Source organism: Microbulbifer sp. MKSA007 (genome assembly GCA_032615215.1).
In the GTDB taxonomy this organism is placed as follows: Bacteria; Pseudomonadota; Gammaproteobacteria; order Pseudomonadales; family Cellvibrionaceae; genus Microbulbifer.
In genome coordinates this window covers 779,388-793,483 of record CP128433.1, presented here as the reverse complement: position 1 = coordinate 793,483, position 14,096 = coordinate 779,388, and the positions used below count along the sequence as shown (strand labels likewise).

Annotated in this window: 12 protein-coding genes and 1 pseudogene; 5 read left to right on the top strand and 8 right to left on the bottom strand. The window is 55.0% G+C overall.

The features are described 5' to 3' along the window. Positions 1 to 27 precede the first annotated feature (27 nt). The 7 genes and pseudogenes from QT397_06235 to murJ form a co-directional block, all read right to left on the bottom strand. A complete protein-coding gene (locus tag QT397_06235; GenBank protein WNZ56944.1) occupies positions 28 to 543 on the bottom strand; it encodes a GspH/FimT family pseudopilin in 516 nt (171 codons plus the stop codon). 312 nt (positions 544 to 855) lie between these two features. Then, positions 856 to 1,788, bottom strand: coding sequence for a 4-hydroxy-3-methylbut-2-enyl diphosphate reductase (gene ispH, locus QT397_06230; protein WNZ56943.1), 933 nt, complete (start codon positions 1,786 to 1,788; stop codon positions 856 to 858). Between the two features lie 43 nt (positions 1,789 to 1,831). Further along, complete coding sequence (locus tag QT397_06225; protein ID WNZ56942.1) at positions 1,832 to 2,272, bottom strand: peptidylprolyl isomerase; 441 nt, start codon at positions 2,270 to 2,272, stop codon at positions 1,832 to 1,834. Next, positions 2,269 to 2,804, bottom strand: a pseudogene (lspA, locus tag QT397_06220) (signal peptidase II). Before lspA ends, QT397_06225 begins: the two are co-directional and overlap by 4 nt. Next, on the bottom strand, positions 2,797 to 5,601 hold the full coding sequence (gene ileS / locus QT397_06215) for an isoleucine--tRNA ligase (GenBank protein ID WNZ56941.1): 2,805 nt from the start codon (positions 5,599 to 5,601) through the stop codon (positions 2,797 to 2,799). The pseudogene lspA and the gene ileS overlap by 8 nt, the downstream one beginning before the upstream one ends. Positions 5,602 to 5,652: 51 nt before the next feature. Further along, on the bottom strand, positions 5,653 to 6,633 hold the full coding sequence (gene ribF / locus QT397_06210; protein WNZ56940.1) for a bifunctional riboflavin kinase/FAD synthetase: 981 nt from the start codon (positions 6,631 to 6,633) through the stop codon (positions 5,653 to 5,655). Between the two features lie 99 nt (positions 6,634 to 6,732). Then, positions 6,733 to 8,343 carry a murein biosynthesis integral membrane protein MurJ gene (gene murJ / locus QT397_06205; protein WNZ56939.1) on the bottom strand — a complete coding sequence of 537 codons (1,611 nt, stop codon included), beginning with the start codon at positions 8,341 to 8,343 and terminating at the stop codon, positions 6,733 to 6,735. Positions 8,344 to 8,517: 174 nt separating this feature from the next. On the opposite strand from murJ, the gene QT397_06200 reads away from it, so the two are divergent. From QT397_06200 to rpsT, 5 genes are all read left to right on the top strand, one after another. After that, positions 8,518 to 8,652 (top strand): hypothetical protein, encoded by a 135-nt coding sequence (locus tag QT397_06200; protein ID WNZ56938.1) that lies wholly within the window; start codon positions 8,518 to 8,520, stop codon positions 8,650 to 8,652. A gap of 159 nt (positions 8,653 to 8,811) precedes the next feature. Beyond that, positions 8,812 to 9,498 (top strand): OmpA family protein, encoded by a 687-nt coding sequence (locus tag QT397_06195; protein WNZ56937.1) that lies wholly within the window; start codon positions 8,812 to 8,814, stop codon positions 9,496 to 9,498. Positions 9,499 to 9,709: 211 nt separating this feature from the next. Then, a complete protein-coding gene (gene pdsR, locus QT397_06190; protein ID WNZ56936.1) occupies positions 9,710 to 10,399 on the top strand; it encodes a proteobacterial dedicated sortase system response regulator in 690 nt (229 codons plus the stop codon). A gap of 35 nt (positions 10,400 to 10,434) precedes the next feature. Continuing rightward, positions 10,435 to 12,459 carry an ATP-binding protein gene (locus tag QT397_06185; GenBank protein ID WNZ56935.1) on the top strand — a complete coding sequence of 675 codons (2,025 nt, stop codon included), beginning with the start codon at positions 10,435 to 10,437 and terminating at the stop codon, positions 12,457 to 12,459. Positions 12,460 to 12,602: 143 nt separating this feature from the next. Then, positions 12,603 to 12,869 (top strand): 30S ribosomal protein S20, encoded by a 267-nt coding sequence (gene rpsT, locus QT397_06180; GenBank protein WNZ56934.1) that lies wholly within the window; start codon positions 12,603 to 12,605, stop codon positions 12,867 to 12,869. A gap of 67 nt (positions 12,870 to 12,936) precedes the next feature. Here rpsT and proB read toward each other — a convergent pair whose 3' ends face one another. Beyond that, a complete protein-coding gene (gene proB, locus QT397_06175) occupies positions 12,937 to 14,073 on the bottom strand; it encodes a glutamate 5-kinase (GenBank protein ID WNZ56933.1) in 1,137 nt (378 codons plus the stop codon). Positions 14,074 to 14,096: the final 23 nt, after the last annotated feature.

The following is a 14,096-nucleotide window of genomic DNA, read 5'->3' as shown; positions in this document are numbered from 1 at the left end:
AAATTATCCTCTTTTCAATCCGTTTTCCTACGGGCAAGGCATATTGGTATTCAATCTTAAAGCCCCAGAAGCGAGAACCTGCAACTGGCGACCATAATCTCCTGTCCGACTATCACATAAATCCAAAGTTAAAGTGGCCCCAAGACTTATCTCCCCCTGCGCGCCATAGCTAAAATCTAAGTCTGCCACTCCGGCACCAGAGACTTCCGCTGTAACTACAATATCCTCGTACTCGACAAGTAGCATTCTTAACTCCTCTCCATCGTCATAAGAATCACTCCCGTCACTATCAACCCAGACAATAACTCCATTACCAATATCATCGTCAATTGCACCTACCTCTACGCTACCTCCTATACGCACAGCTTCAGAACGTGCATATTGAAGAACACCGTTCAAGTCATTTGTCATAGCCGACAAGCGATTGCTATCAAATAATGAATTAAATGAAGGTAGTCCAATCGCAAGTACAATCCCTAAGATGGTGATAGTCGCCATTAACTCTATAAGGGTTGCCCCTATGTATTTTTTGAAGCTAATCATATTTGCTGCCTTAAAGAACCTATAAGTACTGGGCTATGCTGCCTGGCATGGAGAGAAAAATCTCAATTTATCTAAAGCGTGCAGCTTTTCAGTATAAATTTTGCACACAAAAATTCTCACCCCAGTACTTTACAAACAATGTGCAAGTAAAGTGGAGGCACAACACTTTGGTTCGTATTGTTATCGTATATATACCAGTTTATGGAAAGCAGGTAAGCGATGGGGTCGAGGGTTTTGCAGCTTGCCGACAAACGGCTTGGAGGGGGCGATAAGTGGGCTAGCCAGCTTGCCGATAGGAGATAGAGCTGCTGATTAACGCAGCTCTTTAGGCAGGGAGAAACGTATATTCTCAGCCCTTCCATCCATTTCTTCAGGAAGGCTTGCACCAAGTTGTTGCAGTCGGTCAATCACTCCTTGTACCAGGACTTCCGGTGCTGACGCTCCCGCTGTGATTCCTATGGCCGACTTACCCTGAAGCCAATCTGCATCGATATCATCCGCACCATCGATCAATTTAGCAGCAGCACCACAGCGTTCAGCGAGTTCACGCAGGCGATTAGAGTTAGAACTATTCGGGCTACCAACAACAAGGACCAGATCACTTTCCAGAGCCAGCTGCTTTACAGCATCCTGGCGATTCTGGGTCGCGTAACAGATATCATCTTTTCGAGGCCCACGGATTTCAGGGAAACGCACTCTCAGGGCATCAATGACTCGAGCGGTATCATCCATGGATAGTGTTGTTTGGGTAACATAGGCGAGATTACTCTCGTCTTTAACAGTTAACTTCGCAACATCCTCTTCGTCTTCAACCAGGTAAATGGCACCGCCAGCAGAGTTGTCATACTGCCCCATTGTGCCCTCCACTTCCGGGTGCCCGGCGTGGCCGATAAGTATGCACTCAGCACCGTCGGTGCTGAACTTACTCACTTCAATATGCACCTTGGTAACCAGCGGGCAAGTAGCATCGAATACACGCAGGCCACGATCTTCAGCTTCGCGCTGCACAGCTTTTGAAACACCGTGAGCACTGAAGATAACGATAACATCATCGGGCACTTCATCGAGTTCATCGACAAAGACCGCACCGCGCTCTTTCAGGCTCTCCACCACAAACTTATTATGCACCACTTCATGGCGGACATAGATCGGCGCACCAAATACATCCAGGGCGCGATTCACAATATCAATTGCCCGATCAACACCGGCACAAAAGCCCCGGGGGTTAGCCATTCGGATTTGCATATCTACTTCAGTACCCTACTTGCTACAAAGAGGGAACCCGACCCTATTGGATCGAATCCACCGCAATAATTTTCACATGGAAATTTAAGGTTTGACCGGCCAATGGATGATTAAAGTCGACGGTAACATCGTCCTCACCAATCTCACTGATTACTCCGGGGAGTTCGCCGCTGCCATTGTCAAAAGAGACTACCAACCCGCGCTCCAGCTCCATATCGGGAGAAAAGGTATCCCGGCGCACCTTTTGCAGGTTTTCCGGGTTGCGCTGACCAAAGCCTATCTCCGGCGGTATCTCGATCTCGGCTTCATCCCCCGCTTTTAAACCAAAAAGCGCTTTTTCAAAGCCCGGCAGCAAACTGCCATCGCCAACACTGAAAGAGGCTGGGTCACCTTTGAAGGTTGAATCCACCTCAGTGCCATCATCCAATTTCAGGCTAAAGTGCAGTGTCACCCGGCAGTGTTCACCGATAACGGCATTACTCATAGTTCGTTAGACTTCCACGTTATTTTTTGCTTTGCCACTTTCTTTTTCTGCAAAAAAAGTAGCTCAATAACCAGCATTGCAGCGCCGATACTAATTCCCATATCCGCAACATTGAATACCGGGAAGTGCCAGTTGCCGTAATAGACCGAAATAAAATCCCTTACGTAACCCAGCAGCACTCGATCCCAAAGGTTGCCCAAGGCCCCCCCAGAATTAGCGCCAGGGCACAGGGTTCCCAGCGCTTTGTTGCCGGCAAGCGCCATAGCCAAACACTGACAACAACGCTAAATACAAAGGCAATAATTCCGAAAAACCACCGCTGCCACCCCCCAGCATCAGACAGAAAGCTAAAGGCAGCACCGTAGTTTTCCGCATAAGTAAATTGCAGCAAGCCGGGAATAATTTGCATTGATGGGCCGTGCATAAACATATCCACGGCCCAGACTTTGCTGGCGATATCGAGGACAACCACCACCAGCGCCAGCCAGTACCAGCGCCATGGATGCCCCCAAACAGGGTTGGAACTAGGCATAGTGCCTCACTTCTCCTTCACCAGAAACGTTTTCCACGCAGCGCTCACAAATGTCTGGATACTCTGCTGATACACCCACATCGGCACGGTAATGCCAGCAGCGCGCACACTTGGGGTGATCCACTTTGCTTACGCTGACTTTCAATCCTTCCAGCTCTGTGGACTCTGCACCGGCAGCATCGCTGAGTGGCTGTACAGAAGTGGAGGAGCAAATCAAAACAAAGCGCAACTCGTCTTCGAGCTCCAAGAGCTTTTCGCGCAAGTCATCTTCGGCGAACAGAGTCACCGCCGCTTGCAGGGAGCCGCCAATAGCACCAGCTCCACGCTGCTCTTCAAGCACCTTGTTTACCGCAGTTTTTACTTCGGCGATGGCGGCCCAATAGTCCGCACCTTTAACCGAGTCTACTGGCAGCTTCGGCAGCGAATACCATTCTTCAATAAAGATGCTGTCCGCTTTGGCACCGGGAATAAACTGCCATAGTTCTTCTGCGGTAAAGCTCAGGATAGGCGCAATCCAGCGAACAAATGCCTGAACAATATGATAGAGGGCGGTTTGCGCAGAGCGGCGTGCAGTACTGTCCTCTTTGGTGGTGTACTGACGATCTTTGATGATATCCAAATAGAAGCCACCCATTTCCACGACGCAGAAGTTATGTAACTTCTGATAGATCTGGTGGAACTGGTAGTTATCGTAAGCCGCGATAATTTCATCCTGTAGACGCGCAGCCTTATCCAGCGCCCAGCGATCCAGCGCCAGAAGCTCACTCTCCGGCAACAAATCTTTTTCCGGGTCAAACCCAGCCAGGTTGGACAGGAAGAAACGAGCCGTATTGCGCAAGCGACGGTAAGAGTCCGCTGTGCGTTTCAGGATCTCATCGGAAACCGCCATTTCACCACTGAAGTCTGTAGCGGAAACCCAAAGGCGCAATACATCTGCACCCAACTTATTGATTACATCCAGTGGTGCAACGGTATTGCCGATGGACTTGGACATTTTCCGTCCCTGTGCATCTACCGTGAAACCGTGGGTCAACACTTGCTTATAAGGGGCACAATCGTTGATGGCGATGGAGGTCTTCAGTGAAGACTGGAACCAGCCTCGGTGCTGATCAGAGCCCTCAAGGTACAGATCTGCCGGGAAACGCAGGCCGTTGCGGCGCTCCAGTACGGCGTAGTGAGTCACACCTGAATCGAACCAGACATCCAGGGTGTCGGTCACCTTTTGATATTGGTCTGCCTCACCTCCCAGGAGTTCCTGCGGGTCCAGGTCAAACCAAACATCCATACCCTCGGCGTCGACCTTTTCAGCCACTTTGTCCATCAAAGCGGGAGTGTCCGGGTGGATTTCATGGGTCTCTTTGTGAACAAACAAAGCGATGGGCACGCCCCAGGTGCGCTGGCGGGAAATACACCAATCCGGACTGCCATCGAGCATGGCATCGATACGAGCCTTGCCCCAACCGGGGATCCACTGAACTTCATCCGCTGCCTTCTGTGCATTCTCCAGAAGGTCATTCTGCTGCATGCTCACAAACCACTGCGGAGTCGCACGGTAAATAAGCGGCGTCTTGGTGCGCCAGCAGTGGGGGTAGCTGTGCTCCATCTTACCCTGGTGCAGAAGTACTCCGCGCTCCTGTAACAGGGCCACAATTTTGTCGTCCACCTTGTAGACGTGCTCACCGGCAAACAGCGGTACCATATCGCGGTATACGCCATTGTCATCGATATAGTTCAGGGTATCGATGCCGTAGCGCTTGCCCACCTGGAAGTCATCGGGACCATGGTCCGGCGCAGTGTGTACACAGCCTGTACCTGCATCAGTGGTGACATGGTCGCCGAGGATCATCGGCAATTGCTTCTCGTAGAAAGGATGGTTTAGCTTCAGGTGCTCCAAGGCGGCACCGCGAATACGGCCTACCACTTCACCTTCGAGCCCCGCCTTCTCCAATACGGCATCCTTGAGTGCTTCGGCAACGAGCAATCGGCGCTCAGCCGTTTGCACCACAACATATTCCAGCTCAGCATTGACAGAAACCGCTTGGCTGGAAGGAAGCGTCCAGGGGGTTGTGGTCCAGATGACAACGGATAAGGGGCCTTCACCCGCGTGTCCACCTGCCGCATCGGCGATAGCCAGGGATGTCTCTTCCGTCGCCGGATAGCAAACGTAAATGGAGTAGGAGGTTTTATCCTGATACTCCACTTCCGCTTCCGCCAGAGCTGATCCGCCCACAACGCTCCAGTACACGGGCTTGAAACCCCGTGCCAAATGGCCATTTTTGACCACTCGCCCAAGCGCTCGGATGATATCGCCTTCAAATTGGAAATCCATGGTGCGGTAGGGGTTGTCCCACTCACCGAACACCCCCAGGCGAATAAAGTCTTTCTTCTGTCCATCCACCTGCTTGGCTGCGTACTCGCGGCACTTCTGGCGGAAAGTTTTGTGATCCACCTTTGCGCCAGCCTTGCCAATCTTTTTCTCGACGCGGTGCTCAATCGGCAGGCCGTGGCAGTCCCAGCCAGGCACATAGGGAGCGTCAAAACCGCTCAGGGTTTTCGACTTGATAATAATATCTTTGAGAATCTTGTTGACCGAGTGACCTATGTGAATATCCCCGTTGGCGTAGGGAGGGCCGTCGTGCAGGATAAACTGCTCGCGCCCTGCCCGCGCTTCGCGGATTTTTTCGTAGAGCTTGGTTTCCTGCCACTTCTTTAAAATAGCCGGCTCGCGCTGGGGCAGATTGCCGCGCATAGGAAAGTCGGTCTCAGGCAGGTTTAAGGTCACTTTATAATCAGTCATTGGATGTCTACTTCAGCTCTAGTAGAGAATAATTCATCGTCTATACACCGGTTAGTGCCCCTTGGGGTTTTGCACAAACCAGTCTTTAGCATCGTCAATATCCTGAGCGATGCGGGCTTTGAGGATTTCCAGGGAGGCAAACTTCTCTTCATTGCGAAGTTTGTGGCAAAACTCTACCGCTAGTTCTTTCCCGTAGAGGTTGCCATCAAAATCAAACAAGTTGACTTCCAGCAGTGGCCGGGCGCCCTCTCCCTCAACTGTCGGGCGAAACCCCACATTGGCAACACCGTCAATTTCCGGCCGCCCAGCTGCGAGTTCACTTCCATTCGCGGCTTTGGTGCGAACGGTGTAAACGCCAACCAGCGGGGAGCGGTAGCGGTGCAAACGCACATTGGCTGTGGGAGCACCCAGTTGCCGGCCCAAAGCGCGGCCGGGGGCAACCCGTCCGGTAATACTGTAAGGGCGTCCGAGTAAGGCCTCGGCCAACTCAAATTCGCCCCGCTGCAACGCTTCGCGGATGCGGGTGCTACTCACCCGGGCTCCGCGAACCTCAAGCGTAGCCGTGTCTTCCACCGTGAATCCATTTTCGGCCCCGGCGCCCTGAAGGAATTGATAATCGCCACTGCGATCACAGCCGAAGCGGAAATCGTCTCCCACCACCAAATGGCGGATTCCAAGGCCGTCCACCAGAATACGGCGCACAAAGGCATCGGCACTCAGGTTGCGCAGTTTCTCGTTAAACTGCAGGCACAACACCCGGTCGGCACCAGCATCAAATAGCGCCAATACCTTCTCTTTAAAGCGCATCAGACGCGCGGGCGCCCTTTCCCCAGAGAAGAACTCATGTGGCTGGGGCTCAAAGATAATCGCCACCGAGGGCAGATCATGTTCCTGCGCGCGCTGCTTGAGCTGCGCAATAATCGCCTGGTGGCCGAGGTGTACACCATCGAACGAGCCGATTGTCGCCACGCTTCCCCGGTGGCGGGGGCGCAGGTTGTGCAACCCGCGAATTAGTTCGCGCTCCTGGGCCAAAGCGATTTTCCCATCCTCATAAAATCGAGCCGCACAGTATAGCGGATTCCCACTGGGCGGCCAGAGGCCATATTTATCCAGATATGCCCACTTAATAAACTAACTTGTGGCGCGGAAGTGGCGGGGGCGCAATCCCGAAACCAGTAAAACTGACAGATAGGTCGCTCCCCCCGCAGCTACGATCAGCCCCATACGCCAGGCGCGGTCATACCAGGCCCATTCACTCCACTGTGACCACAGGTGCAGGGCCCCGAGCAAAATCGCAACCATGGCCAAATTCGCCAGAAGCAACCTTACCAGGTAAGTGCCCCACCCAGCCTCAGGTTTATAGACATCATCTCGACGCAGGCCTTTATAGAGGAGCCAGGCGTTAATAGCAGCCTGACAAGCCGTAGCTAGTGCCAGACCCATATGGCCGAGCTTGAAGTAGTAGTTAAGCGGTATCACAAACAGCAGGCTCAACACCATTTTGGCCGAGATAGCGATTAAGCCAAAACGCACTGGGGTATAGGTATCCTGGCGGGCAAAATAGCCCGGCGCCAGCACTTTAATCAGCATAAACGCCAACAACCCCATGGCATAAGCGCGCAGGGACCAGGCGGCCATTTGCATATCGCGCGGCTGCATCTGCCCATACTGAAAAAGGGTTGTCAGGAGCGGCTCAGCCAGTACCACCAAGGCTACAGAAGCGGGCAGGGAAATTAGCGTGACACTGCGCAAAGCCCAGTCGAGGGTATGACGAAACCGGCGGGGGTCTCCGTCAGTGTGCTGCCGCGACAAGCTCGGCAGAATCACCGTTGCCACCGCAACCCCAAACACCCCCAGGGGCAGCTCGGTGAGCCGGTCGGAAAAATAGAGCCAGGAAACACTGCCGCTGGGCAGGAATGAAGCCAGCAGAGTGTCCATCACCAGGCTGATCTGGGTCACTGACACACCAAAAATCGCCGGCGCCATCAGGCGTAAAATTTTACGCACTCCTTTGTGCTGCCAATCCCACTTAGGGCTAGGTAGCAAACCTTCACGAGCGAGAAAAGGCAGTTGAAACAGCAGCTGCACCACCCCCGCAACAAAAACGCCCCAAGCCAGCGCCATAATTTGCGGATTAAACCAGCTGGTAGCAACAGTCGCCGCAGCAATCAAAACCAGGTTGAGCATCACCGGGGTTAGCGCCGGAATCGCAAAACGATCGAAAGTATTGAGTATTGCCCCGGTAAATCCCGCCAGGGAAATCAGCATTAAATAGGGAAAAGTGATCTGCAACATATCGGTAGCGAGATCGAACTTCTCACGCTCACTGCCGTCCCACCACCAGCCAAAAGCAAAAATACCCGTCACTAGTGGAGCGCAGAGAACACCAAACAGAGTAACCAACAAAAGTACGCCACCAAGAGCGCCCGCAACCCGGTCATTTAACTCTCGCGCAGCCGCCTTACCGCCCTTTTGGCGGTATTCGGCCAGTACCGGCACAAAGGCCTGGGCAAATGCACCTTCTGCAAATAGACGGCGAAAAAAGTTGGGAATCTTGAATGCGACAAAAAAGGCATCGGCAGCATCGCCCGCACCGGCAAAGCGGGCCAGCGCCACGTCACGAACCAGCCCGGCCACTCGCGACAGCATAGTGGCAGCACCGACAACGGAACTGCCCCGCAGCAATCTGGAAGCACCAGATTTTTCGACTGCCTGTTCCTGAGCTGGGGATGACTGCGACAAAACTCGGACTCCTGGCGAAAGTTGAAACTTGTTGGCCGGCAAGTCTACCCCAAATCCTGGGGATATATGGGCTCCTCTACAGAGCTGAGGCCCTGCGACTGCGGGACCGCGAGCCTATACTAAGAGCGAGCTAGTCGCGCCACCCATGGACCTGGTGGTGCGGGGAGAGAAGGGATGACCATTAGTGCTTTGATTATTGCCCTGGTTCTGGCAATTGTGCGGTACATAGCAGCTGTTGATGGCCCCAGCCCCGTCTGTCCATCCATCCCCTGCTATAACTGCGGTCGCCCAGCCCCTTCCAGCTTCTGAGCTGGGTTTCGGAGCGATCGCCATATTTCGCCACAATTGAGCCGCAGTTGGTCATAGCTGCGCCACGCCAGCGCCTCCTTGGAGCTTTTTAATAACACTCAAACGGGCCACAGCAGAACAGGCCCAAACGAGTAAGAAAAGCCGCTAAGGAGCAGAACAATGAAAAAAGTAGTGATGGCCGTCGCCCTGGGTTCTCTGATTGCCACCGGAGCCCACGCTAAGGAACAAAACGAATCCAATTTGACTCCGGCCAAGCAGGCCTCAGTCTTTACCGGCTCTGCAATTGCCGGTGCAGCATTGGGTGGGCCCGTTGGCTTTATCGCCGGAGCACTCGGCGGAGCCTGGCTCGGAGAGCAGATCAAGCAAGCAGACGAGGCAGATATGCTGGCAACACAACTGACAGAGAGCCGTGCAGAGCTCAGCAACCTGGCACAGCAATTAGATGCGGCTCAACTGTCCGCGAACGACGCCAGCCAACTGGCCCTGGATTCACTGCAATTCCAAATGCTGTTTACCACTGGGGAGGACGAGCTTCAGGAGGGCCAAATGCATCAGCTGAGTGCCATGGCTGACTTCCTCAAGCGCCATCCCCACCTGCAAATTCACCTGGAGGGACACGCAGATCCTCGCGGCAGCGACGGCTACAACAATGTACTTTCCGATCAACGCGCCCTGAGTGTGGAAGAGGCTTTGGTATCGCTGGGAGTTGATGCCTCAAGAATCAGCCGCAGCGCACTCGGCTCCACCTACTCCCAGGCAGCCCGAGGTGATGTAGACGCCTACGCCATGGAGCGCCGCGTCGACATCCGCTTCTCTCTTCCGGAGTCCATGGCGGGAAACTTCTGAGTCAAAGGGGCACGGCGGACAACAAATCCGCATATCCCTTCGCCTTCAAGCCGCACTACATAAGCGTGAGTGGATCGCAAATCCACTCACGCAACTCCAAGCTGATAGAAACCCTGTTGTATTTGCGGGCGCCTTGCGCCCGCCTTTTTGCCTAACCCCTGCAACTTCGTGCATGATTCTCCGCCAGAAAGGAATTAAGTCGGGATTTGTCATGAGTGCAACCATCGCCATTGTCGAAGATGAACGCGCTATCGCAGAAAACTATCGCGATGCTCTGCGCCGCCACGGTTACCGGGTCGATTTATACAGCGCCAGGATTGAGGCCATGGATGCTTTTCGCCAGCGGCTGCCAGACCTGGCCGTGATCGATGTTGGCCTGGGCAGCGAGGTGGAGGGCGGTTTTGAGCTCTGCCGGGAATTGCGCGCTATGGCGCCGAGCCTGCCAATATTATTTCTCACCGCCAGGGACTCAGAGCTGGATATTATTTCCGGACTGCGCCTGGGCGCTGATGATTACCTCACCAAGGATATCTCCCTACCCCATATGCAGGCGCGAATTAACGCCCTACTGCGCCGCGTTAGCGTGCTGCGAGATCAAAACGATGAAGGCGAGAGCTTAACTCAGGGAAAGCTATGGCTGGATATTTCCAGGCTCCATTGCCACTGGGATGAGCAACCCGTGGACTTAACCGTGACCGAATTCTGGATTGTCCACGCCCTGGCCAAAAGGCCCGGCCACGTTAAATCCCGCAGCCAACTAATGGAAGCAGCCCGCGTAGTGCTGGATGACAACACCATCACCTCTCACGTCAAAAGAATCAGGCGCAAGTTCCAGGCGCTGGACACCGAGTTTAATGCCATAGGAACCGCCTACGGCATGGGGTATCGCTGGCAGCTGTAAACCGCCATCGGGCGAACAATTTCAAAAATTTAAGTATGAACCTACGCCGCCAACTCTTGCTCGTCAGCCTTGTCGCACTCACCCTGCCCTGGGCCGGCTGCCAGTACCTCCGCCAGGTGGACGCCGCCCTAGCACAAGGCCAGATCCAGGCAATCGAGGCAACTGCGGCGGCAATTGCCGCGCGCTTGGCCAGCGCCCCCCAGCTTATCGCCCCAGATCCTCAGCGCCTTTCGCGCCCACCAGGGGCTCAGCTCTACCTGAATCCCCTATCTCAAGCTCCGAGAGTCGACGGCTATGGCGATGAGTGGCGAGCGCAGCAACTTGAGCCCAGAACCCTTGAGGACGGGCAGCTATCCCCTATGGCCCAGGTGACGCTGGGGCAACTGGGTAAGCAAATCTACCTGCTTCTCACTGTTTCGGACTCAACCCCCGCCTATCGGGACCCCCGCACAGGTCTGATCGCTGGAGGCGACACCGTAGAGCTGTTTACCGCTGAACAGCACTACATCCTGCCCGTCGCCAGCCAGGGGGCCGCCAGCGCCTTGTGGCACAACCCTAGAGAGGGCCGCTACGAGCGCGAGCTGCGTTTCAGGGGCCGCTGGACAACTTCTGGTGCAGGTTACCAATTGGAGCTGGCTCTGCCACAAGCCCTAACCGGTGGAGCCCTCGCTATCCGTATTCACGACAGGGCAAACAGCAGTGGCTCCTCACCGACTCGCAGCGCCAGCACACTTCCGACAGATGGCCACCCAGGACGCTTGGTGAGCCCTCTGCCAGACCTTCAGAGAGAGCTCGACCATTTTGCGCGCCCTGGACTGCGCCTCGCAGTAGTGGACAGCGAGGGGTTTCTTCTTGCCAGCAACGGACAACTACAGCTGGCAGATTCCGAGAGCAATTCATGGCTGAGAGACTGGGCTTATCGCAAATTGCTTTCCAGAGAGGATTTGCCACAGCTGCCGGAAAATAGCTTGCCTCTTCCAACGCCTGACAGCCGTGGCACCCGGGAGCAATGGTATTCAGGACCGCTGCAATCCCGAATTGGTGCGGTGAGTGTGCCCGTTATCACCCGGGTCGACGAAGTGGTTGAGCGGCCACTTCTGGGGCAAGTCCTCGTCCTGCAATCTGGCGAAGCGATGCAATCAGTCACCGAGGGAGCAGCCCACCGGTTGTGGTTGATCAGCTGCGCCGCGGCCGCAACTGCCCTGCTCTTCCTTTTGGGCTACGCCAGCTGGCTTTCCTGGCGCGTGCGCAAGCTACACCAGGCCGCCCGCAACGCAGTAGATTCCAGCGGCAAACTGCGCGGCAACTTTCCCCATTCAAAGGCTGGCGATGAACTGGGAGACCTAAACCGGGCCTTCGCCAGCCTGCTCGCAGAACTGGACCAATATCACCAGTACCTGCGCACTCTCGCCAGTAAGTTGTCACACGAGCTACGCACACCGCTGGCAGTGGTTCGCTCATCCCTGGATAACCTCGCCGCCGGAGAACTCGACGACCACAGCCGCCGCTATGCAGGGCGGGCTATGGATGGCAGTGCAAGGCTGTCGGGGATTCTCAACAGTCTCTCCGCAGCCAGCAATCTTGAAACCAGCATCCACCAAGCGGAGCGGGAGCCTTTCGACCTGGCAGACCTGCTTGAAGTCATGACACAGTGCTATGGCGATGCTCACAGCGAACACCGATTTACTCTAAACAAACCCACTGGGGAGCTAGCCTGCCACGGCGCACCGGAGTTATTGGCTCAACTGCTGGACAAGCTGGTGGATAACGCATGTAGCTTCGCTCCCGAAGGCAGTGAAATTTGCCTGTCAGTGGCAACAAACAGAGATACCTACTTGATCACAGTGGGCAATGACGGCCCTCTGCTCCCGGAAGGTTACGCTCACAAGCTGTTCGACTCTCTCGTTTCTGTGCGCAACCAGGGCGATAATGCCGGCCACCTGGGGCTGGGACTGCATATCGCAAAACTGATCGCAGACTTCCACGGTGGCTCCTTAAAAGCCCGAAACCGCAGCGACGGCAGCGGTGTAGAGTTCAGCCTGGAGTTGCCGACCGGGTAACCGCCGTTGTGGATTGACAACATATCTGCACCGAGACGCCCGCTATGGTTGACAAACAACCAACTGTGGGGATAATGTCGCGTCCCGATCGGGCCCCAGGGCCTGTTAGTTACAGATTTATAGATTCCAGACAGGAGCAACCGGTGGCCAACTCACCTCAAGCGAAGAAACGCGCGCGCCAGAACGACAAGCGCCGCATGCACAACGCCAGTCTGCGCTCCATGGTGCGCACCTACATCAAGAAGGTAGTTGCGGCCATCGATGCCGGCGATGCGGAAAAAGCAAAAACTGCGTACGCAGAAGCAGTTCCCGTTATTGACCGTATGGCAGACAAAGGCATTATTCACAAAAATAAAGCCGCTCGTCATAAGAGCCGTCTGAACGCTCAGATCAAAGCTCTGGCCACCTAATTCCTTAGGCAGCAGACACAAAAAAGCCCCGCACTGCGGGGCTTTTTTGTATTCGAAACTTGCCAATTCAGAGCAGGATCAGGTTATCGCGGTGAATCAATTCATCGTCATCCCGATACCCTAAAAGGTCGGCAAACTTCTCCGATGACTGCCCCAGAATCCGACCGCTCTCACTACTGTCATAATTGACCAGGCCCCGCGCTATCTCGCGACCTTCAGCATTCCTGCAAGACACCAGATCTCCGCGCCTGAAATGCCCTTCAACAGCGGTAACCCCCACCGGCAACAAACTGCTACCACTCCCAGTCATAGCTGCCTCGGCACCGGCATCCACTAACAGGGTTCCGCGCACCTGTAACTGTCCCGCGAGCCAGCGCTTACGCGCCGCCAGGGGGTCCGCCTCTGGCAGCAACAGGGTACCCAACTGCTCGCCGGCACAAACTTTATCTATCACCGCCTCCAGGGCGCCGCCAGCGATCACTGTGCGAGCTCCTGAGCGCGCTGCCAGCTGCGCTGCGCGCACCTTGGTGGTCATACCACCACGACCCAGACCGCTGCGGGAATCCCCCGCCATCTCGAGCAGCCTGGGATCAAGCGCAGATGCCTCACTAATTAATTCTGCTTCGAGGTTATCGCGGGGATCTTCAGTAAACAGCCCATCCGCATCGGTCAAAATCAGCAGCGCATCTGCCTCAACCAGATTTGCAACCAGGGCCGCCAGGGTATCGTTATCGCCGAAACGTATTTCGTCAGTCACTACCGTGTCATTTTCATTCACGATAGGCACAGCCCCCAGTGACAGGAGCGTGCGCAAGGTGCTGCGAGCATTCAGGTAGCGAGTGCGATTGGAAAGGTCATCGTGATCCAACAGGATCTGAGCGCTGCGAATATCAAAACGGCTAAAAGCCTGCTCATAGACCTGCACAAGGTGGCTCTGCCCCACAGCAGCAGCCGCCTGTAACTGGTGGATAGACTCGGGCCGGCGACACCAGCCCAACCGGTCCATTCCGGCCGCAACAGCACCGGATGAAACCAGAACAACTTCGATCCCTCGACGGCGCAAATCAGCCATCTGCGCAACCCAGGCAGAAATGGCAGCGGTATTCACACCTCGACCATTATCTGTCAGAAGGGCGCTACCAATTTTTACCACCCACCGCTGGGCCTTGGTCAACGCCTGCCGGGACACTGTTGCGGAGTCCATGTTTCCCCCTCAGGACAAGATAA

Excerpts from the sequence above, each read along its gene's own strand:
- QT397_06235 (WNZ56944.1), bottom strand. The coding sequence starts at position 543 with ATGATTAGCTTCAAAAAATACATAGGGGCAACCCTTATAGAGTTAATG.
- ispH (WNZ56943.1), bottom strand. The coding sequence starts at position 1,788 with ATGCAAATCCGAATGGCTAACCCCCGGGGCTTTTGTGCCGGTGTTGAT.
- QT397_06225 (WNZ56942.1), bottom strand. The coding sequence starts at position 2,272 with ATGAGTAATGCCGTTATCGGTGAACACTGCCGGGTGACACTGCACTTT.
- ileS (WNZ56941.1), bottom strand. The coding sequence starts at position 5,601 with ATGACTGATTATAAAGTGACCTTAAACCTGCCTGAGACCGACTTTCCT.
- QT397_06200 (WNZ56938.1), top strand. The coding sequence starts at position 8,518 with ATGACCATTAGTGCTTTGATTATTGCCCTGGTTCTGGCAATTGTGCGG.
- QT397_06195 (WNZ56937.1), top strand. The coding sequence starts at position 8,812 with ATGAAAAAAGTAGTGATGGCCGTCGCCCTGGGTTCTCTGATTGCCACC.
- pdsR (WNZ56936.1), top strand. The coding sequence starts at position 9,710 with ATGAGTGCAACCATCGCCATTGTCGAAGATGAACGCGCTATCGCAGAA.
- QT397_06185 (WNZ56935.1), top strand. The coding sequence starts at position 10,435 with ATGAACCTACGCCGCCAACTCTTGCTCGTCAGCCTTGTCGCACTCACC.
- proB (WNZ56933.1), bottom strand. The coding sequence starts at position 14,073 with ATGGACTCCGCAACAGTGTCCCGGCAGGCGTTGACCAAGGCCCAGCGG.